Below are 20,431 nucleotides of genomic sequence, written 5' to 3'. Positions count from 1 at the left end.
GCACGAGCGCTCGATCGCGGCTGAGCGGACGATGCAAGCCGAGCTCCCCCGGGGAAGTGCACTTCGACCTAACCGGATCGTTCAGGTGGGGAGGGCATCTCCGGGGAAGCCGTGGCAGGGATGTACATCGCAGCGCATCATCCCGGCTTGCACGCAAGGGTCTGCGGCCATGATCTCAGCGGCTTCCTCAGCCGGCACGGTCATGATTGCGACGCCTGCCACAGTGTCGGAGACGACCGGGCAGAGGATGGCGATCACCCCATCGGCACGAAGTGACACCATGCGTCGCTGATGCTCGAGCTCTATTGCATCCGCGCCGTTCATGGTTCGCTCCGGGGTCCACTGAAGGAGCGCCAGGCTGTACGGTTTCGCGGTCGAGGCCAGAGCCTGAATCTGTTCGTCGGTCACCGTCGTGTACACGATGTCTCCTTACTCGTGGATGCGCTCGGCCAGCGACACGATGATTCCTTCAGGCCCACGGACGTAGGCCATCCGCCACAGGCCCTCGTATTCGCCGATGCCTCCTACCAGGCCGTAGCCGTCGGCTGCGGCATGGTCGACGGCGGCCTGCAGGTCCTGTACCTCGAACGCGACGTTGCGCAGGCCCAGTTCGTTGGCCGGTGCGGCCGGTGAACCCGGGAGGTGGTCCGGACGGACGAAGCTCGAAAGCTCCAACGTCGTTCCGCCGCCAGGTGGTCGCAGCATGACGATTTCGGTGGCAGAGCCGGTCATGCCGATCACCGTGTCCAGGAACTCGCCTTCCACGGCCATCTTCTGATCGGCCTCCATGCCGAGGCTGACGAAGAACGCCGTCACGGTGTCGAGGTCGGCAACGGTGATACCGACGTGGTCGAAGCGCTTAATGAATCCCATCGGCCGCCTTTCTGCGGATTTTGAAGATACTTGAAGCCTTCGAACGGTACGCCACGTCCTCACCGAATGGGCGCCACGCTCCACTGATCGCCACGAGCGCCGGGCTTTCCCCGCGTCACCGGATAGCCGGTAGCCACGTACTCTGACGGCATGCAGATCCCCGGCCTTGGTCCGGTCGTCAAGACACCGACCTGGGCTGGTATCAGAGCGAACCCATCCCCGTGCCGATACTTGGCGGTGCGCCCTGCTGCTTCATCGCCGACGGCTATGTCGGTGACCCTTACCCGAAGACTTCCACGCCGCGATCCGAACGTTCTTGGCGCTCAACCGGTCGGTCCTGACCGAGCCGCACCGTCGACCTGTCGACCTTCGCCTGCTACCGCGAAGGCGTTCAGTGGGACGGTGCAGGGTTCGGTTCACCGAGGGGGTAGGGCTCGCTCGTTATGCCGGGCCCCGGATCTTCGAGCGAAGTGCCTCCTGGGCCGCGATCGCCGCCCCGCGGGCGCCCGCCATGTCCAGATCCGGAACGAGAGCGAAGATCGCCTTCCGCTCCTGCTCGACGCGCAGCCCGGTGTGTCGGCGTACTAGAGACAGCAGCCAGTTCCGGAATCGGGGGTTCGCCTCCACGACGCCACCGCCCAGGAAGTAGGCGTGCGGATCAGTGAAATCCGCCGCGATCGTGAAGAGCCTGGCCAGCGCCTTCGCCTGCTGTTCGAAGATCGCCAGTGCCATGGGGTCGTCGCGTTCGGCGTACGAACGCAGCAGCTTGGCGGCTTCCGGCAGCGGCACGTCCGACAGCGGGTGGCCGGGAAAACGGCGTAGCCAGGGCGGCAGCAGATTCCGTTCCAGAGCGGTCAGCGAGGCGATGCTCTCCACATCCCCCGAGTTCCCGCAGTTGCACATCGGCAGAGGCTGCCCGTCCTCAATGATTCCATCAAGAGGAATGCGGATGTGCCCCAGCTCACCGGCCATACCGGACGCGCCCCGGACGACCTGGCCTGATTCGACCACTCCGCCGCCCAGCCCCGTCCCGACGATCGCCGAGACCGAAGAGCGCTCCATCGCCTCGGCACCGAAGTACGCATGATGGGCGTACAAGGCCGCAGCGTTGGCGTCGTTGCTGTAGACGACCGGCAACCCGATCCGCTCTTCCAGCCCAGTTCGGATGTCGTACCCGGCCCAGTCCGCATGGCCGAAGTTCGTTGAGCCCTTCGCCGAGATGATTCCCTCGGCGCCCGCCGGACCCGGCGTGTCAAGTCCCACGCCGATCACAGACGACCTGCTCACCCCGGTGACCTTCAGCACCTCGTCCAGGATCGCGCTTAGCGCCCGCAGCGCCGACTCCGGCCCCTCGCGAACACAACTGGCGGACTCCATCAGCCCCGATACCAGGAACCGGCCCTCAGCGTCCAGGACGGTCGCGTTGTTGGTCGTTCCGCCATTGTCGAGGCCCACGATGTAGCAAGGGCTGGCTTCCATGTCCGCTCCTGTCCACGAAGGCGTCGGCACCGGACCATTCTCAGCATGGAGACGCCGCACCATGACAGCAAGGCCGCGTCCGTCCCCTCGCTCGTCATGAACCCGTGCGCACCTTATCGGCAGAAGAGAAACTCCCCTCGTGGCCGCCTCTGCGGCCACGAGGAGGTCCCGGCAGCGCCGCCGCACCGGCGAGGGACTTGACGAACAAATTCATCTTCGCAGCGGGCCCATCCACGAGCATGGGGAACAGATCACGGGTCAGTCGCCGCACAGGGCCGTGGGAAGGGCCTCCGCCATGGCGTCATCCAGGGCGGGGCCGCCACCCGGGTTGAGGTTGACCATGACGGTGGCCTGCCTGCCGTCCATGGTGGCACCCGCGCGGACGCTGAAGCCGAGCATGTCACCGTCATGCCCCCAGAACCCGTCACCGCAGGTGGGGGAGTCCTTGGCGGGAAGCCACTGCAGCCCCAGGCCGTACTTGGACCCTGATGCCCTCCCCGTGAGGCGGCCGTCCAGCATCTCCCGCAGTTGCGCCGGTTTCAGCAGGCGTCCGCGCAGCAGCGCCGCCAGGAAGCGGTTGAGGTCGGAGGCGCTGGAGATCATGCCCCCCGCGGCTCCGGCGACGGTCGGGTTGAGGCGCGTGATGTCCACCAGCTCGGACTCGGGCCGGACGTATCCTCGTGGGTGCGGCCCGGGGATGCCGGGCGCGTCGCCCGGCACGAACGTGTCATGCAGCCCGAGCGGAACGATCACGCGCCGATGGATCTCCTTGCGGTAGGAGCGTCCGGTCACACTCTCGATGATCATTCCGGCGAGCAGGTAGTTGGTGTTGGAGTAGCCCCATTCCTCGCCCGGGTCGAACTCACGGGGGTGCGGCAGGGCGATGTCCACCAGTTCCCGCGCCTCCCAATGCCGGAGCGGGTCGTCGAGGACCTCCATCGGGGACAGGTGGTCCAGGACGTCCGGCAGCCCGCTGGTGTGCTGGAGCAGCTGGCGGACGGTGATCTCACGCCCGTCGTTGCCGGCGCCGCGCACCACCTCGGGCAGGTATCGCTCCACCGGAGCGTCCAGCTCGATCCGCCCCTCGCCGACGAGCTGGAGCACCACGGTGGCGGTGAACGGCTTGGTCACGCTGCCGATCCGGAAGCGGCTCCGGGGATGCACCGGTGCGCCCGTCCGGATGTCGGCGACGCCACTGGTGGCCACAAGACGGCCGTCCCGGTCGTTGGCCTCCGCGAGCGCCCCGGGAGCCCCGTCCGGCCCGGTGAGCCGCTCCACCACCGGCCGCAGCCGATCATGGCCGGCCGCCTCCGCCGGGTCGGCCGCCGCCGGGGTGGCCGTGGCCGCCACCGCCAAGGCCAGAACCACCGTCGCCGCACGCCGAAGCGTCGAGTTCGTTGTGATCATGAACGGTCACGATAGGTTTCGGCACACCGACCGCACATCCATCACATGAGCCATCCATGCCCTCACCCTCAGGGGGAAGCGAACCGTGAAGCGAAGTCTCGCGAATCCCCAACTGCCCGCGAGCGACCGGAACCCACGCCCGACGCTGTGGGCGCTCCCCCTTCCCGTCACGGTCGGGCGATGGACGTAGGTGTCGCCGGGAGCGCCTCGCAAACAAGGCACTCCCGAAAGGCCGCCATGACGGCCCGCGCTGCGGACCAAGGCCCCCGCTGAGCTGCCAGGTACCGACCAAACCGACGCCGCCGGAAACGAAGGATGGATGGTGCTCCCCACCGGACGCTGAACGAGCCCGGTTCCTGACACCGGCTTGCACGATCTGCGACATGAGCGGACGTTGCGCATGCCCTCGGTGGGGTTCAGGGGCCGTGTTCTGGCGTCCTGCCCATGCGGTTCAGCAGGCGGTGCTGTTGGGACGCGTCGCGAGCAAGCGCCCCGTCGGAAGCGGCGAAGAATCGATTAGTCGTTCCGGCCGCGGTAGGCGTTTCCGCCAAGTCGGCGTAGATCTCTTCGAGAGAGCCATCGATCCAGGCGACCAGACCAGGATCGAGATTGTCATCGGCACCGATGGCCTGTGCGAGATCCCAGGTGTGAATGGTGATGTCCGTCGTCCTCACGGCGAGCGCCTGGCGTCCGGTCACCTTCCCCAAGGGATAATCGAGAACCCGCTGGAAAGCACCGGGCGCGGCGAACGCTTCGGCGCACTGTCGAACGGACCGGCCGTAGGCACCCAGCGGATCCGTGCCCAACGCGTCGGCGTCCCGGAGACGTAGGAACTCCGCACTGGTACCGCCCTGCAGTAGGTGCACGTAGTTGAGGTTCCCTCGCGTCACGTGATTGATCAACTGACGCACATTCCACTCGGTGCAGGGAGTCGGCCAGGCCCATTGCTCGGACCGCACGGCTCCCAGCCTCCGCTCGAACCCGGTGCCGGCCAGGACGAAGCGATCAATCAGCCCCTCGGAAAAGTCGACCATGAGACACAGTGTGCTCACCCATCGACATCGAGGCTGGCGGATATCCGACGCCACGTCCTGTCCGCTCGTCGGCAGAGTTGCGCGATCTGCGGCAGAAGAGGCGTTTCACCGGCGCATTCCGCAGCCGGGGTGGTTCGCTCAGGTCGTTCCTGATCGGTGTCGGTGTGGTTACCGTTCGAGGCGGCCTTGGCGCCAGGCGCGCAGGGGCCACCGCCGGCCGGTGGTGTGGTCGACGACCTGCCCGCGCTGGGCGTTGTGGGTGAAGGTCTTGGCCGATCGCTCGGGCCGGACCTGGTTTCGGCGCAGGTGATCGGCGTCCTGCCGTGCCTGCTTCGCGGCCATGAGCCGAAGCCGGTCTTCCAGATCGGTGCGGGCCGAGGCGAGATTGGCACCCTGGGACCGGCCCGTGGTCCGGGTGATGACTATGCCGGTGGGCAGGTGATGGATCCGGACGGCGGTCTCCACCTTGTTCTTGCGCTGGCCGCCGCGTCCTCGTCCCCGCATGGTCTGTATGCGCAGGTCCTCGTCCCGGACGAGCGGCTCGCTGGGACGGGTCTGCCGGGGCATCACCGCGACGGTCGCGGTGGAGGTGTGCCGGCGGCCGCGCCTGTCGTTGCGGGGCTCGTGTTGCAGGCGATGGGTGCCCGACAGCCAGGCGACGTCGGCCTCGGCGGCCCCTGCCAAGGTCATCATGATGGTGCGGCCCGGCTCGGCCGCGGAACGGTCGACGGGCCAGCCCCGGCGTGCGGCCCAAGCCGCGATGGTGGCGGCCAGTTCGGTGGCGAAGGCGAGCGCGTCGGCGCCGCCTTCACCGGGACGAATTTCCACAACGCACATGGCAAGGCTCCTGGGCGTGAGCACCGGCGGCGAACCGGCAAAAAGGGGGAAGGCCAACGAGTCGAGAGCACAGAGCAGCGCCGCGATGCGGCGCAGGGCTCATCGACGCCCAGGAGCGAACACGACAACACGCCCGCCGCCCGAGGCGGCCGAGCGCTGCATCCTTGTCGTGTCGATCACGCTTTCCACGTTCTCACACGCCCGCCTTGGCGCCAAGCGGGTTACGGGTTGGGGGACCGGGGCGTCGCCAACGCCGCTCCGGCACTCGGGCCCACTCGGGGCCCCTGCGAGGGTGCCGCATCGAGGGCGTGCACCTGTTGGCACTCGGCTGAAGGAGCTACGGTCCTTTGATGACGTGGTTGACCGATACCCGCAACTCCTACGACGCCATCGCGGCCGGCTACGCCGAGGAGACCCGCGACCTGCTCGACAGGCTGCTCCACGTCCGCGCGGGGGTTGTGCTGTTCGCCGACCTGGTCCGCGCGATCGACGGCGGGCCCGTCGCCGACGTGGGCTGCGGGCCGGGCCACACCACCGCCCTGCTGCGGGAACTGGGCGCGGACGCGTTCGGCATCGACCTGTCGCCCGCGATGATCGAGATCGCCCGCCGCGAGCACCCCGGTGCGCGCTTCCAGGTCGGTTCGATGACCGACCTGGAGCTCGCCGACGACTCTCTCGCCGGTGTGCTCGCATGGTGGTCGCTGATCTACATCCCGGACGAGGCGGTGCCGGACGTCCTCGGACAGTTCCACCGGGTACTGCGGCCGGGCGGGGTGCTGGCCGTGGGATTCCACGTCGGTGACGAGTCGATACTCGAGACGACCGGTGACGCCGACCAGCCCATACAGACGTACGTGCACCACCGCCAACCGTCCCGCGTGGCCGACTGGCTCCGCGAGGCGGGCTTCACCGTGGAGGCGCAGCACCTGCTGAGTCCGGACGGGCCGAAGCCGGGCGCGATCCTGTTCGCCCGCCGACCCACGGCACCGCCCCGGTAACCTCCGGCGGCCAGGCCCGCGGTTGCCGAGCAGATCTCCGTCGCGGTCACCGATTCCGGCACCACCCTCACCGAGCTGCACGGCATCGGTGACTTGTCGGCGGCCAAGATCCTGGCGCGCACTGCGGGCGTAGACCGGTTCCGATCGGCTGCCGCGTTCGCCTCCTACTGCGGTGTGGCGCCGCTGGACGCCTCGTCCGGAGACGTCAACGGCACCGACGGTCGCAGGCCGGTGATCGACAGCTCAACTGCGCCCTGCACATCATGACCATCACCCAGATCCGCCGCCGGACCGCTGGTCAGGACCTCTACCAGTGCAAACGCGCCGAGGGCAAGAGCCATAAGGAAGCCCTGCGCAGCCTGAAACGACGGCTCCCCGCCTGGACGGTGCCGCTCGGGATTGATGTACCCGTACGTTCACGTTTGGGTCGGGGTGTTGTGCCCAGTGTGCTGCCAGTCGGCGGTCACATCGTGGGTGTACAGCCAGGAGGTGCCGCGTTCGTAGAAGAGTTTCATCGCCGCGGGCATGATGAGGTTGCGGGCTCGGCGGGCGATAGGTCCGGCGGTCTTGGCGTCGCGGTTAGCGCTGGCTGATTTCACCATCTTGGCGATACGTGCCCGCCGTTTCTGCTCGTAGACGGCCAGGGCGCCGCGGACGTCGGCCTCTTGGAGCGCTCGGGCCAGGACGATGGCGTCCTCGATCGCCATTGATGCGCCCTGCCCGGCGCCGACCGGGTGGCCGGAGTCGCCGACGAGCACGGTCCGGTCGGTGCGCCAGACCGGGACCCCGGCCAGCACGTGCATCAAGGTGGGCCGGTGCCATTCCGTGGTTGCCGCGAGCACGGTGGCGGGCATCTGTTCGTGCTGGTAGAGCCGTTTGATCAGATCCAGTTCGATCGAGGCCAGGTCGGGCTGCCGTGGGGACGCGACCTGCGCCGCCCACCAGACCGCGCGGTCCGGCGTGGCGAGGTAGATGAACGCACCGTTGCGGCCGAAGACGATGTTGAACACGCCGGGCTCCACGTCGACGTCGTGGGCGACCCCGGATGCCGAGTAGAGCCCCGCATACCGGGGCTCCGGGGCCTTGGGATCGAGGATCCGCCGGGTCGCCGACCAGATCCCGTCCGCTCCCACCAGCAGGTCCGCCTCGGTGGTGAGGCCGCTGTCGAACTCCGCGCGAACCGTCGTACCCTCGGTGACCGCGTCCACCAGGCGCTGCCCGGTCACGAGTTGGGCCCCGGCGTGGACAGCCTGCGCGCGCAGCGCCTCCACCAGCCGGCCGCGCATCAGCGTGACGCTCATGAGGGAGTCCTCGGCCAGCCGTCCGCGCGCTGTGTCGCCCAGGAGCCTGCCCGTTTCGGCCCACATCCGCTGGCGGGGCACGTTGAAACCCGCTCGCTGGACCATTTCCAGGCAGCCGAGCGCGCCCAAGCCGCGCAGTCCGTTGGCCGCCAGGCTCAGGAACGAACCGACCTGTCCCGCCGGGTCGGCATACGCCTCATACACCGTCACCTCGGCCCCGATGCGCCGCAGCGCAACGGCGCTGGTCGCTCCGGCGACCCCGCCACCGATCACGATGACTCGCAAAGCTCCTCCTGAATCCAACTTCACTGAATCTATATTCGGCGAATAGTGATTCAGTCTTCTGGGATACTGCGTCTGCTGTCAACCCGAAGCTGGGAGGAGTCTTGTGAGCGGCATACGGAAGGCGAAGGCGGCCGAGACCCGGGCCGCCCTCAAAGACGCCGCGCGGCGGCTGTTCATGGAGCGCGGCTACCTGAACACCAAGATCACAGACATCACGGCCGCGGCCGGCCGCGCCACCGGCTCGTTCTACGACCATTTCGCCGGCAAGGAGGAACTGCTCCAGGCCCTCATGGCCGACCTCGAGGAGCAGGCGGACGCGGAGGTCGCGGCCTCTGACCACCCTCGCGACCACGACCTGTCCGACCGAGACCAACTACGGTGGCACCTGGCGATCGCCTGGCGCGCCTACCAGGAGCACCTTCCAGTGATCGCTGCCCGGCTACAGTCGGTCATGGCCGAGGGTCCCTCGTCCGGACGCGCCTGGACGACCCTGATCACAGAGACCGGCACCTTCCGCGACCACCTCGAGTGGCTCCGCGAACAGGGCCACCCGCTCCCCGGAGACCCCACGCTGGTGGCCGCCGCCATCGGTGCGATGCTCTCGATGTTCGGATACTCGGTCCTCACCGCCGGTGAGAACGCCCCGGACGCCACCGACGACGAGATCGTCGATACTCTTACCGACCTGCTCCTCCACGGCCTCGCCGGCCCGACAGACCCCGGCACCTGAAACTCGGCGACGGCTTCGCCGCCGGCGCGGATGTAGCGCACGGCGGTGCGCGGGTTGCGGTTGTCAGGCCAGGGGCGCACCGCGTTGATCTACTCCGGCCACTGATGAGTGGGGACTGCGAGGAGGCGTCGGGCCCGGCGATGGCTGAACTCGTCGGGCACGAATGCATGTCGTGGGTCAGGTTCGCCGTGCTATACGAGTGCAGGCCGCCGTGCAGCTTCGGTGGGCGTGGGCGGCTGTTCCTGGTGCCCGGCCGTCGATCACACTTCGGTGGAAGGATCCGATTGCCGTTCGTCGTAGACCCTGCGCCAGTAATCGTCAACGAACGCGACGAACCTGACCAGGGGGCGATCGATCATTATGGGGCTGAACGTCAAATCCCATCCGAAATTCCTGCGGTTCCACCGGAGCCCTCGTTCGAGCGACGAAGCGGTTCGGGCACTGTTCGTCAGGCCCGCTCCGGGGAGCAGTCCGTCGATGGCGACGATCGGCCTCAAGAACCAGCGCATGTGCGGCTCGGTCCCGATTCGAGCGGCCGGCATCATCGAAGCCAAGTAGCGGTCGTAACTGGTGAGCCTTATGCCAAGAAGCTTGGTGGATGCCTTCACCACCCCGACCGCCTCGACGTCCTCCCAGGGAACCAGGCCCCCGTTCACCTCGATACCCAGAGGTGTCAACGTGAATGACACGAACCGTCGCCGGGCCGAGACCAGCATGGCGTACGCCATCCCGCCGCCGAAAAAGATCACGGTTATCACGCCGAACACGATCGCGAACGGATCGCCATAAAGGATCATCACCAGGCCCAGCGCACTGAACCCGAGGGCACCGGCCAGTGCCGTCCCAAGAAGCCATAGCCGGGGACGGACCTCAACTCTGTCCAATGTCATCCTTCCGGAACGTCACGGGCGATCAGCGAGTGACTTGGACGACACGATCATGGCATCCGGCTCTCCCACAAGGCCTCGACACACATGACGAACATGGGGAGGGCGCCCCCGCGCCCGGCTGAAACGCCTAGTTTCCGGCCAGCCGTTCGATGAGGGTGCGGCTGATCTCTTGCAGCTCTTCGTCGTTGTCGATGCTGTCGTATCTGCCGCGACGCTGGGCGTGGTGCAGCTCGGAGCGGAGTTGGGGCAGGGCGGGTCGTGCGGCTGGGCCCATGCGGTCCAGGCATGCGACGACATGATTGGCGGTCGAAGGATTCTGTTCCCAGGCTTGAAGGAGCGTGTCCAGCACGGCTGGTGCCTCGGCGTCGCCGCCGATCTCCCAAAGGGCGGCCGCGCTGGGGACCCGAACCCATTCGTAGCTGTGGGTCAGCAGGTCCCTTAGGCGAGGCAGTGCTTCTCGCGCGGGAGGGCCGATCTTGGCGAGTACGTCGGCCGCCTCGTTGATCCGGAACGGGATGGAGTCGTCGAGCAGGTCGAGCAGTGGCTGCATGACCTCGTCCGGGTCGCCGGCGATGGCCCACAGCGCGGCAACGGCGGCGGGACGCACATGGGCGTCGGAGGCCGTGATCAGTGACCGGATCGTTTGCAGGGCGGGGGCCGCCGACGGTCCGAAAGCCCTCAACGCTTCCAAGGCCGAGCACGCGACCGACCACACCTCATGAGCCACTGCCGTAGCGAGGGTCTCGATGATCACGCCGATGGAGCTGTCGTCGGCCAGGGCGGCCAGGGCCGACAGGTTGGAGCGTACGCCCATCTCCCACAGTCCCTGGGTGAGGTCGAGACTCCTCAAGTGGGCGCACAGGCGGGGTATCAGCTGGTCGGCGGCTTGCGGGAGTGTTCCAGCGACCTGTACCGCGCGCCAGGCGTCGTCTCCGCTGTCCAGGGCAGTGACGATGCTCGGCACCGCTCGCCCATCACCGAGACGAGCCAGCGCTTGGACGGCCTCTTGGTGACTCCTGCGCAGGTGAGGCTGGGGCGTGGACCATACATCCGACCCGTGCGAGGCGTACTGCGCGGCGACATGCGCCGCCAAGGCCTTGCGGGCGGGTTCGGCGATCGCATGGCAGGCGTTCAACGTGGCCGCCGCCTCTGCAGCGACTTGATCGTGGGACGCGTTGAGCTGTTCGGCGACGAGGGTGATGAGCCGTGTGTGGTCTCCGCGCCAGGACTTCATGAGCTCGGCGCTCATCCGGATCGCGTCCAGGCAGGAGCCGGGATCGCGGCTGCGGAGTTGCTCGGCGAGGAGTGCCGTGCGCTGCGGAACCTTTGCCGCCAGGGTCCGATGGAAGGTGCGCAGCAGATCCGTGGTGGGTGAGTGGATCTGACGGTGTCGCTCGAGGTCCTCGAAAGCGGCAACGATCTGCGGTGGCGCTCCGTCTCCGGAGGCCGCTGGGCCCGCTGGGCGAGTCGGGTCGCACCATGCTTCGGCCGGCACGGCGGCATCTTCCAGTTCGCGCAGCAGGGTGATCGCGGTCGCGATGGTGTCATCACCGATCTGCTCGGGCGCGCAGCGAGCCCGCTGGACCACGGCCGCGAGCCTGGTCTGAGGTGCTACCGCCGCGTCGGCGGCCAGCTCGGTGAACCACGCCATCGCCTGAGCCTCGGCACGCTCCGGCAGGCGCAGGGCCAGCGCCGCCATCGCTTCAACGATCAGCAGCTGCTCGACGATGCTCGCCTCAGCCGGCAGCCGACCGCCCAGCACCGTCGCAGCCCGGTCGACGTCATCGATGAACAACCCGAGCCCGGGGATTGCAGCCCCGCGCACGCGGACATCGGGATCGCGGGCGAACCCGATGAGCGTCTCAGCACGGCCGCGCACGGCCGCAACCGCTTCAACATGAGCTTCGGAGCCACCGTACGGCCCGTCGCAGCGATCGAGGGCTTCCGATCCAATGCTGACCAGCAGCTCAACCATGTCGGCCCGGTCGGGCGTCGTGACGTCGTCTGCCAGCTCGAACAGGAACGGAATGCTCGCCGTCGTGCATGCGTACACATCGCCCTGGTGATGGACCGCGCCGTAGAACCTGCCAAGAGCCTTCCGCCGCTCCTCCGCGTCCGAGGAACGCAGCGCCAGCAGAAGGGTCGGGACCTCCTCGGCCGAGCCGTACGCATGCTCCATCGACGACCAGTCGATCTCATGAAGTCCGCTGAACATACGCAGCACTATGCCCGACCGCACCGACAGCGACGCCGGCGACGAAACGGTGTGGCGTGAGGACGGACCGGACCGCAACCGGCCTGACGAGGCCAGGAACCGCCTACACGATCCTGGGCAACTGCGCCCTCTCCAGCAAACTCGGCGCGCGCAGACGTCTGTAAAGATGATCTGCACTTTCGGTTCGTTTCTGTCACGCCTCGTCCGGATCCGGACGTCGTGGGGAGACCGCCAGGAACCGTCCGTGGCCTGTTCTAGCCTTACTGGGATCCGGCCGATGGAGTTCGGAGGGCGGTTATGGCGGAGCGCTGGATCACGAAGAACGGTCGACGGATTCGCATCGATGACGGGGGCGGGGGAAAGGCCGTCGCGGCAGGATTGGCCGCGATCATGATGGTGGGAAGTGGCGGAGTCGCCGGTGGTGCCGCGGGCGTGGGGGCCGGCGAAGCCTCCTCGGTGAGTGCGAAGACCGTCAATGCCCGCAAAGGGGATGCGAGGCGTTCCGCGCGTAAGGGGAACGCCGACAAGGCATGGCGGCGCCTGGGTATGCGGCAGGTCAGACGGTCGCTCGATCAACGGGACGCGGGGTGTTTGCGCGTCACGTGGGGGGAGGTGCAGCGAACCGTCATCCGAAATCCATGCACATCGCTGGACCGGAGGCTTTTCGCGATCGCCGACCGGAGGGGGAACACCGCCCTCGTCTCGGTCGCCTGGGCAAGGTTTCGCAACAGCGGTGACCGGCGGCGGTTCCAGCGGGTGATCGATGTTTACGGTACCGGCGACATCAAACCGCTGGCCGCGAGCAAGCTCGGCTTGGCCGGTATTCGGTTCACCGGCCGCTATTACCATTCGATCCCTAGAAAGGCGCGGCTCACCGTCGCCGAAGCCGAGGCCGTCAAGGGCACTTTCAGCCCTGAGGTGTTGGACGGATTCGCCGAGATCGCCGCTGAACTGCCGAGCCCACCGAACAACCGGAGGCGGCGCTGACCTGCCCGCTGACCTGCCCGCTGACCTGCCATGGTGCAGCGGCCTGCGCAGAGACGGCTTCAGTCCCCTCCGCAACATCTTTCTCAGACCGCATCGATCATAAACTCCTGCAACTCCTACATGTAAGGCGCTGCAGGAGTATGGCCGGTTTCCGTGTCAGAAGTGCGTAATGTGCCACTTTTTGGCGGGGTAGGCCGTGTGATCCTGGGTGACGACCGAAACCGTCGGGTCATGGTGGGAGGAACCGCGCGTGGCCACAATCCGGCTCCCGCGAAGGCTGACCATCCCGGCCTGGGAGAATGCGGTCGGCCTCGGGAAGCTCCCGGCAGGGTTCACCGCCCTCCGGCTCGACTTCGGCCAGGTGGAGTTCGCCGACTTCGGCGCGCTCGCCCGTGCGCTGCTCATGGTGGACGCGGCGGTGCGGGACGGCGTGGTCACCGAGATCGCGCTGCCGGCGGAGGCGCTCCCCGCGGCCGAACCGAAACCGCCGGGCGGGGAAGGGCCCGGAGTGTCCGCCGTCGCGGAGGCCCGGAGCCAGATCAACCGCCGCGCTCGCGCTCGCCGCGACACCCGGGCGTACATGCGGCACATCGGGTTTCTGGACGCCCTGCACGCACCGCACTGGCCGGAAGGCGCAGTCCAGATCACCAAGGCGGGGCACGGGAGTCATCAGGTCGGAAGGGCCCGGGAAGCCGCATCGGCGGACGGGGGCGTCGCCGACGACGGCCCCCGCGACGCGCGCTACCGGCCGCGTCGGATCATGCCGCTCCAGTGGTTGCTGTCCGCACACGGCGAAAAGCTTCAGGAGTCGGACGACTTTCACGCCGCACTCGCCAGGCTGGGTGAACTCGGGATGGCGGAGCCGGGAGGCCGCGTGCTCAGCCAGACGCTTCTCACCGAGCTGGTGGAGAACGTCGAAGAGCACGCGGTGCCGGCGGGCGGCCGCCAGCCCGCGGCGCTCGTGGGAGCGGTCCTGCTGGACAGTGACACGTTCGTGCTCCGCCGCGGTGACCTTCCGGCGGAGCTGGGCGAATTGGCCGACTGCTCGGCCGACGACGGCGGCCGGGTCCTGCGCCTGGTGGTGGGGGATGCGGGGCAAGGGCTGGTTGCGAGCCTCGCGTCCGCGCGTCCCAGGGCGGAGCGGGCGTCCGGCCGGGACCTCGCCGGTGACCACCCGCCTCCCTCCGCCGAGGAGGTGATCTTCTCCGCGATCGAGAAGTGGTCCCCTGGCCGGCAGGAGGCGGAGGCCCCGCATCGGGGCGTCCGGGGCCTTTCGCGGGTGGCGACGGTGGTGCGGGCCTGCGGCGGAAGCGTGACGGTCCGGTCGTCCAACGTGATGGCCGGCCTGCTGTACAGCCGGGCAAGCAAAGGACGCCGCATCGCCCTGGACGGTCTAGGGCCGGGCGTCGGCACCCTGGCCGAGCTCAACATCCTCGCCGATACGAGATCTCCCGCCCAGGGCATTCCCTGGGGCAAGCAGCCTCTGGGGCCTTCCGACAGCCGGCTGAGCTGGGTGGAGTGCACGCTCGACCTTGAGCACGGCCTCACCCCCGACAGTGCCCGGCGGCTGGCGGACGAGGCCGCGAGGGTAGGGGACGACCCCGGACTCGGTGGGGTCGTCGCCACCGTTCCGGTCGGCTCGCTCGGGAGCGAACCCGCGGGTACCGAGGCGCAGGCGGCGCTCAGGGGGGCCTTCGACATCGCTGTTCGCGTCGCTGAGACGGCGGCGGTCATCATGGTCGTCCCGGACGCCGACCGCCTCCTTCTCGACCTGGCGATCTCCGAGTTCGAGATGAACGGCAAGCAGCCGTCCCAGAACCTTTCCGGAGAGGGGACGGACGGCGCGCCCGTCCTGATCATCGGCGCCTCCGGTGAGGCCGCCTGGTGCGGGGGCACGCAGCGGCTGCGAAAACTTCTCGGCTGGCTCCTCATGGCGGGCGGCACCGGACCGCTGCGGGAGGCCGAACGCCGGTGGCTCAGCGGCGACGGCACACGGGCCGGGTTCGAGCGAATGCTCCGCCGACACGCCTCCCTGCTGAGCCCATGGGGCGAGAACGTGGCGTTGCGGGTCTCCCCCTGAACGCCGTCCGGGTCATAGAGGAGGCGGTCGACCGCAGGCTCGCCGACGCCGTTCGCACCGCCGGTCCCGGTGTCAGGCGGGGGCACTTCCGCGGCCCCACCCTGGGCGTCACGAACCGCTGGGTCGACATCGACCAACTGCTGACCTCGACTATCGGACCGGAGATCGCGGCCTTCGTCCTGGCGCGCAAGGTGGAGCGGGAAGTGGGGCCCATGCCGCCGGACGGCGCGGTGATGACGGGCACACGGACACCGGTGGTCCGCGCCGTCGCCACCAGGTTCAGCCGGAACCTGCTGTTCGGCGGCGGGTGCCACACCACGCCCGGCGAGTTCGACCTGGACGGCTTCGCCGTCGGCGACCGGGTCAGAGACGGCACCCGGGTGGTCCTCTGCGAGGACCTGCTCCTGACGGAGAACGGCGTCCGGCGTACGGCGGCGGGTCTGGTCACCGCGCGCACCGAGCCGGAAGTGATCGTCTGCGTCATCGACGCGCGCGATGAGCGCGGGCCGGTCCGGATCCTGAACCGCACGATCCCCGTCATCGCGCTCACCGGCGTCCGGCTGAGGGAGCCGGAGGAGGCGGTGGACGGGGTGGTGGTGAACATCGATCCGATCACGCGGCGTCCGCAGCGTCCCGCCGTCCCGCCCAGCGAGCCGGTTCCGCAGGACGAGCTGCTGCGCTGGTGCATGGCCGACCCGGAGACCCTGCGGCTCGGACACGTCGAGGGTCCGCGGCGCATGCATTTCAGCGCGGTCCTCCAGCTCGACCGGCTGCTGCATCACGCCGACGACAGCGTGAAGATCACCGACGCGCTCCTGGACACGGTCCGCGGCGCCCGCGAGGAGCTGGCCGCGGACGACGGCGTCGGCCTCGCCGATACGCCGGTCCAGATATGGCATCCCGGGTCGGCGACGGAACCGGCCGCTCATCTCGCCTCCGCCGTCCGTCGGCGCATGGCTGACCGGGGCGACGGCGCCGCGGAGCTCGTGGGGGTGCCCCGCTGGCCGGCGGGCAATCGCTGGATCTTCCCGGGCGACCTCGGCTCCGGGTCCGCCGGGAGCCTGGTGATCATCATCGACTGGGGCGCGGTCAGCGCGACGACGCTGCGGCAGATGATCCGGCTCGCCGCCACCGAGGGCGCCGCGGGCGTCGTGGCCGTCGCCGTGCTCGACCAGCTCGACGAGCAGGACTCTCAGGTGCTCCGGATGTGCCGGGCGGTGGACGGCGCCGCCGGCGCTGCGCCGTCCACCGCCGGCGCGTCGCGCCGGGCGACGCCAGTGGTCGTGCGGTTCCTGGGGACCAGCAGCCTCACCGGCTTGGAGGAGCACGACTGTCCCATGTGCGCGACGCGGCGGCGCTACCTGGAACTGGTCGCCGACGACACGCCCGGCCGGTTGCGCCGGCACGCGGAACTCCTGCACGAGCAGCTCCGGCCGCTGGATCGTTCGGAGGTGTCCCGGAACGCGGCCGTCGACCTGTTCAGCGTGCCGGTCAGCGGCTGGGACATGGTGGACTACCTGCGCTGGCGCGGGCTTCTGCGCAGCGCGCTGCGTGACACCGGCAAGCGCAAGGAGGTCATCGACAGGCTGCGCGCCCTGGCGCGGGGGACCTCCGAGCGGGAGTGGTCCCGAGACAACCTCCTGCGGTTGCTCGCAGCCGAACAGCAGTGGCTGAAACTCCCCCCGCTGCGCTTCGGCGTGGCCCGCGAGCTTCTCGCCGGGATCGACCGCGCGGGCCTGCGAAGGGCCCAGACCGAGTCGCCCTGGCTGCGGGCGCAGGCGCTCACGGTGCTCGCCGTGGCCGCGCCCCAGGATCTGGTCAAGGCGCTGCCCCGGCTGCTCCCGATCGTGCTCGACGAGGCGGTGCTCGTCGATCACATGCTGCTGGAGTGCTACCGGCTGCTGCGGCGGCCGTCGCACGACTCCCCGATCGACGTGGGGGTTCTCCGTGACAACCTCATTCACTGCCGTGACCGGCTGGAGAGCCCGGGAGCGGAGGGCGGGACGGTGCCCGGGGAACGGTCGGTGGACGACCACGTGCGCGTCCTCGAGCATCTGATCACCATCGCCGACCACCGCGACCGCACCCGGCCGCAGGACCCGCAGACCGCGTGGCACCGGCTGCGCGAGGATCTGCGGCGCGCCGTGCGGCGGCACCGGCTGGAGTCGGACCTGCTGCACGTGCGGGACTTCGTCGAGGAACTCCCGAACGGTCGGCCGGGGCCGTCGGAGGTCAAGCAGATCCTGCGTGAATGGCGGGGTTGCGAGCGGCGCCTCGATGAGCACGCGCTGGCGAACCTCCCGGCGCTGGTGGACGTCCTGGCCGGTGAGTTCGTCGCCGACCGGCTCGGCCGACCTGAGCAGGAGCGGCTGCTGGACCTGGTCAACGACCCGAACGTCACGGAGCTGCGCACCCTCACCGAGAGACTGGAGGTCCTCCTGGAGGGTCCTTGGGAGCCACAGGACCGGTCGTGGTCGGCGCAGCGTCGCGAAGTCCTCAACGGAATCCGGTGGTGGCACCACATGTTCCTGGCGGCGCACCTACCCGACCTGGAGCAGCCGGCCCTCCTGGTGGAACTGGTGGAGTCGGCCCCGACCGAGCCTCGGGCCCGGCTGGAGACCGTGCTGGGCGTACCGGTGGACGATCCGCAGGGGGCCGCCGACGCCCTGGTGTTCTGCCCCGGCAAGCTCTTGGACGAGGTGCTGGAGCACCTGCTGGACAACACGGTCCGGCACGGCATCGAGGGCGCGGAGCGCCGCATCCACGCTGGTTGCGAGTTCGACGATGCGAATGACGTCCGGGTCGTCGTCCGCAACTCGGGGACTCGGCCCAGCGGCCGGCCGGGCAGGGGCGTGAGGTCCTTCAACGAGCGCCTCCGGCCGTTCGGGGCGACCTTGCGGGGCCGTCCCCTGACCGACGATCCATGGACGTTCGAGGCCGTGATCACGCTGCCGCGATGGAGAGGAGCGGGGATGTGAAGACGATCCGGGCACTGGTGGTCGACGACAACCAGAAGTACATCGACGGCATCAGGAAGCGGTTCGACGTACGGTTCCACGAGTTCGGCTGGCAGGTGACCTGGACGGCGACGACCGACCCCGACGAGGCGATCGAACTGATCAGGCACCAGGCGCCGTTCGCACTGGTGGTCGTGGACCTGCTCTTCGTCCGGACCGACATGGAGGACGAGGACGAGCCGCGCGGCTTGGAACTGATCCGCGCCGCCCACGCTCGCTCCCGCGACACCTTCATCTTTGCGATCAGTACCGGCGACCCGCGGCGCAAGGACCTCTTCGACAACGCGAAACGGGACGGCGCGCACCGGGTCGTCCGGCGCTCGGAGTTCAGTGAGGACTCCGTGGTCAAGAACCCCGCGGCCATCGCCGAGGAGATCCGGTCCCACCTCCTGAACCACGGCACGGTCGTGGAGATGACGCTGCGGATGGCCGACGAACGCGACCCGGCCCTCCAGGGGCTCGTCCACGAGGTCGGCGCCCCGACGCTGACTCAGCTGTACGCCGCCGTGCTGAGGAGGGAGGGGCTGGAGGCCCGCGAAATGAAGGTGGGCTTCCTGACGCCAGGAGTGTCGGGGGCGGCCGTGTGCACCGTTTCCGCGCAGGTGGACGGCGTCGGGCCGCCGCACCACGTCCTCAAGATCAGCAGGGACGAGCGATCACTGCGCGAGGAGGTCGAGCGCGGCCGGCTTGCCGAGCGGGTGCTGTCCCGCTGGCTGGTCAGGCGGCTGCTGGACGAACCCGTGGGGCCCATCAACGGGTGGTACGCCGTGTGCTCCGCGCTGGCGAGCAAGGCGACCACGATGCGCGCCTGGTTGGCGGGGGGCCCTTCGCCCGCGGTCGTCGAGGACGTCCTCGAGATCCTGTTCATCGAGGCGCTGCGCGAGGTGTACGCGGTCAATCTGCGGGAGACCGAGGACGCTTCGGGACTGCTGCAGCTGAGTCACCACCGGCGGTACCAGGTCCGGCAGGTGTTGCACGACTACACCGACGTCATGGGGCGAACGGACGGCTGCGGCCTGGGCGACGGGGTGCATGGGCTGGTGCGGAATCTCAACGAGTTCGTCCTCGACGGCCGTCTTCCAGGAGTGTCGCCCCGGTCCCTGCCGCGACACACGTTCCACACCTACGCGCACGGTGATCTACACGGGGGCAATGCGCTCGTCTACGAGGGCCGGCATGCCACGCCCACACTCATCGACCCGAGCATGTTCGGCATGGCTCACTGGGCTGCGGACCCAGCGCGCTTCGCGGTCGACCTGATCATGCGCAGCGTGGACGCGGGGGCCGAGTCCATGTTCTTCGCGGGCTTCGCCACCTGGCGGAGCATCGTCACGCGCTTCTCTGCCGGCGACCGGATCGACGCTGCCGTGACGTCTGCCCCGGGCACCGTGGCGGCAGTGAGCGCCTTGAACTGGCTGGCCGCCAACCTGCGAAGGGTCTGCCCGGTGCTCACGGAGGACGAGGGCAGCGCCCGGTCGCGCTGGGAATGGCATGTCGCCCTCGCACGCCAGTTGCTATGGGCGACATGCCAAGAGAACCTTCCACCCCCCAAACGCGCCCTGGCCATGGTCGCCGCCCATGACCAACTGGAAACGGCAGTCCGGGCACTCCCCAGCTGATCCCTCGGTTACGGCAATGAGGCTTCGGGCAGCAAAGGGCGATCACGGAGCCGCGACGCTCGCCCTGCCCGGCAACGTCAACCTGGAAATAATCGGCGAGACGCTGAGCCATGCGCGCCATTCCTCCACCGCCGACACCCACACCTGGGTGCTCCCTGAGGTTTCCCGGGCAGTGGCAGCGGCTGTGGCGGCGGTCGTTCCTCGCCGAACGCAGCCGAGACCATCCGACGCCACAAACGTGATCTCATTAGCGGATCGCCGCATCCGGCGCGGCGAACACGCAGGGTAGCCAGCCGAGAGGGCTACCGCCCGCCTCGCCGGGACCAAGTGCACTCAGTCGACGTCCCGTGCCCACCACGCACGGAAAAACGGACATCTGGAACGCAACAGGGACTTCGTCCAAGATCGCGATCTCGGCCGAAGTCCCTGGTCAGAGAGGCGGAGGATCGGGGATTTAAAGTCGCCGATTGGGATCCGGCCCACCGCAGGCGGTCCGGGAGAGTCCCGGCTCGGCAGCAGAAGAGGTTCCACGTCGGCCAGTAGAGCCATAGGTCCAGCACTGCGGCGGCTGCCGACCAGGAGCTTGTCAATCCCCTGAAAGTGTGGAGACTGGTTATGCCACCTTGGCCCCGGCGTAGTGGGCTGTCGTGGCCCTCCTCTTCTCGGTGATCTGCTGCTC

16 protein-coding genes are annotated in these 20,431 nt (G+C 68.7%); 7 read left to right on the top strand and 9 right to left on the bottom strand.

Features of this window, described 5'->3' with window-relative positions; genetic code table 11:
* Positions 1-81 precede the first annotated feature (81 nt).
* The 6 genes from AB0C35_RS32465 to AB0C35_RS32440 form a co-directional block, all read right to left on the bottom strand.
* Entirely contained in the window at positions 82-420 is a 339-nt protein-coding gene (locus AB0C35_RS32465; RefSeq protein WP_358464369.1) for a hypothetical protein, read from the bottom strand.
* A 9-nt stretch (positions 421-429) separates the two neighbouring features.
* Complete coding sequence (locus tag AB0C35_RS32460; protein ID WP_358464366.1) at positions 430-936, bottom strand: VOC family protein; 507 nt, start codon at positions 934-936, stop codon at positions 430-432.
* Between the two features lie 378 nt (positions 937-1,314).
* Entirely contained in the window at positions 1,315-2,352 is a 1,038-nt protein-coding gene (locus AB0C35_RS32455) for an ROK family protein (protein ID WP_358464363.1), read from the bottom strand.
* Between the two features lie 258 nt (positions 2,353-2,610).
* Entirely contained in the window at positions 2,611-3,759 is a 1,149-nt protein-coding gene (locus AB0C35_RS32450; protein WP_358464360.1) for a serine hydrolase domain-containing protein, read from the bottom strand.
* A 416-nt stretch (positions 3,760-4,175) separates the two neighbouring features.
* Entirely contained in the window at positions 4,176-4,793 is a 618-nt protein-coding gene (locus AB0C35_RS32445; protein WP_358464357.1) for a TIGR03086 family metal-binding protein, read from the bottom strand.
* Positions 4,794-4,961: 168 nt separating this feature from the next.
* The gene (locus tag AB0C35_RS32440) at positions 4,962-5,630 is read right to left on the bottom strand and encodes a peptide chain release factor-like protein (RefSeq protein ID WP_358464354.1); all 669 of its coding nucleotides are present in this window, start codon (positions 5,628-5,630) and stop codon (positions 4,962-4,964) included.
* Positions 5,631-5,980: 350 nt separating this feature from the next.
* Here AB0C35_RS32440 and AB0C35_RS32435 point away from each other — a divergent pair, with 350 nt between their 5' ends.
* On the top strand, positions 5,981-6,628 hold the full coding sequence (locus tag AB0C35_RS32435) for a class I SAM-dependent methyltransferase (RefSeq protein WP_358464351.1): 648 nt from the start codon (positions 5,981-5,983) through the stop codon (positions 6,626-6,628).
* 33 nt (positions 6,629-6,661) lie between these two features.
* On the top strand, positions 6,662-6,895 hold the full coding sequence (locus AB0C35_RS32430) for a transposase (protein ID WP_358464677.1): 234 nt from the start codon (positions 6,662-6,664) through the stop codon (positions 6,893-6,895).
* A 149-nt stretch (positions 6,896-7,044) separates the two neighbouring features.
* Here AB0C35_RS32430 and AB0C35_RS32425 read toward each other — a convergent pair whose 3' ends face one another.
* Positions 7,045-8,214: an FAD-dependent monooxygenase gene (locus AB0C35_RS32425; RefSeq protein WP_358464348.1), complete on the bottom strand. Its 1,170-nt coding sequence runs from the start codon at positions 8,212-8,214 to the stop codon at positions 7,045-7,047.
* A 103-nt stretch (positions 8,215-8,317) separates the two neighbouring features.
* On the opposite strand from AB0C35_RS32425, the gene AB0C35_RS32420 reads away from it, so the two are divergent.
* A complete protein-coding gene (locus AB0C35_RS32420; RefSeq protein ID WP_358464345.1) occupies positions 8,318-8,944 on the top strand; it encodes a TetR/AcrR family transcriptional regulator in 627 nt (208 codons plus the stop codon).
* A 260-nt stretch (positions 8,945-9,204) separates the two neighbouring features.
* On the opposite strand, the gene AB0C35_RS32415 is transcribed toward AB0C35_RS32420, so the two are convergent.
* Both AB0C35_RS32415 and AB0C35_RS32410 read right to left on the bottom strand, forming a co-directional pair.
* Positions 9,205-9,828 carry an STM3941 family protein gene (locus AB0C35_RS32415; RefSeq protein ID WP_358464342.1) on the bottom strand — a complete coding sequence of 208 codons (624 nt, stop codon included), beginning with the start codon at positions 9,826-9,828 and terminating at the stop codon, positions 9,205-9,207.
* Positions 9,829-9,961: 133 nt separating this feature from the next.
* Positions 9,962-12,049 (bottom strand): HEAT repeat domain-containing protein, encoded by a 2,088-nt coding sequence (locus AB0C35_RS32410; protein WP_358464339.1) that lies wholly within the window; start codon positions 12,047-12,049, stop codon positions 9,962-9,964.
* A 297-nt stretch (positions 12,050-12,346) separates the two neighbouring features.
* Here AB0C35_RS32410 and AB0C35_RS32405 point away from each other — a divergent pair, with 297 nt between their 5' ends.
* From AB0C35_RS32405 to AB0C35_RS32390, 4 genes are all read left to right on the top strand, one after another.
* Complete coding sequence (locus AB0C35_RS32405) at positions 12,347-13,036, top strand: hypothetical protein (RefSeq protein WP_358464336.1); 690 nt, start codon at positions 12,347-12,349, stop codon at positions 13,034-13,036.
* Positions 13,037-13,286: 250 nt separating this feature from the next.
* On the top strand, positions 13,287-15,116 hold the full coding sequence (locus tag AB0C35_RS32400) for a hypothetical protein (RefSeq protein ID WP_358464333.1): 1,830 nt from the start codon (positions 13,287-13,289) through the stop codon (positions 15,114-15,116).
* Positions 15,080-18,094: a hypothetical protein gene (locus tag AB0C35_RS32395; RefSeq protein ID WP_358464330.1), complete on the top strand. Its 3,015-nt coding sequence runs from the start codon at positions 15,080-15,082 to the stop codon at positions 18,092-18,094. Before AB0C35_RS32400 ends, AB0C35_RS32395 begins: the two co-directional genes overlap by 37 nt.
* Positions 18,091-19,752: a hypothetical protein gene (locus tag AB0C35_RS32390; protein ID WP_358464327.1), complete on the top strand. Its 1,662-nt coding sequence runs from the start codon at positions 18,091-18,093 to the stop codon at positions 19,750-19,752. Before AB0C35_RS32395 ends, AB0C35_RS32390 begins: the two co-directional genes overlap by 4 nt.
* Positions 19,753-20,431: the final 679 nt, after the last annotated feature.

The organism is Spirillospora sp. NPDC048819, assembly GCF_040650055.1.
Lineage (GTDB): Bacteria > Actinomycetota > Actinomycetes > Streptosporangiales > Streptosporangiaceae > Spirillospora.
Note: the sequence above shows the minus strand (reverse complement) of the source record. Positions and strands in the feature narration are given on the sequence as shown.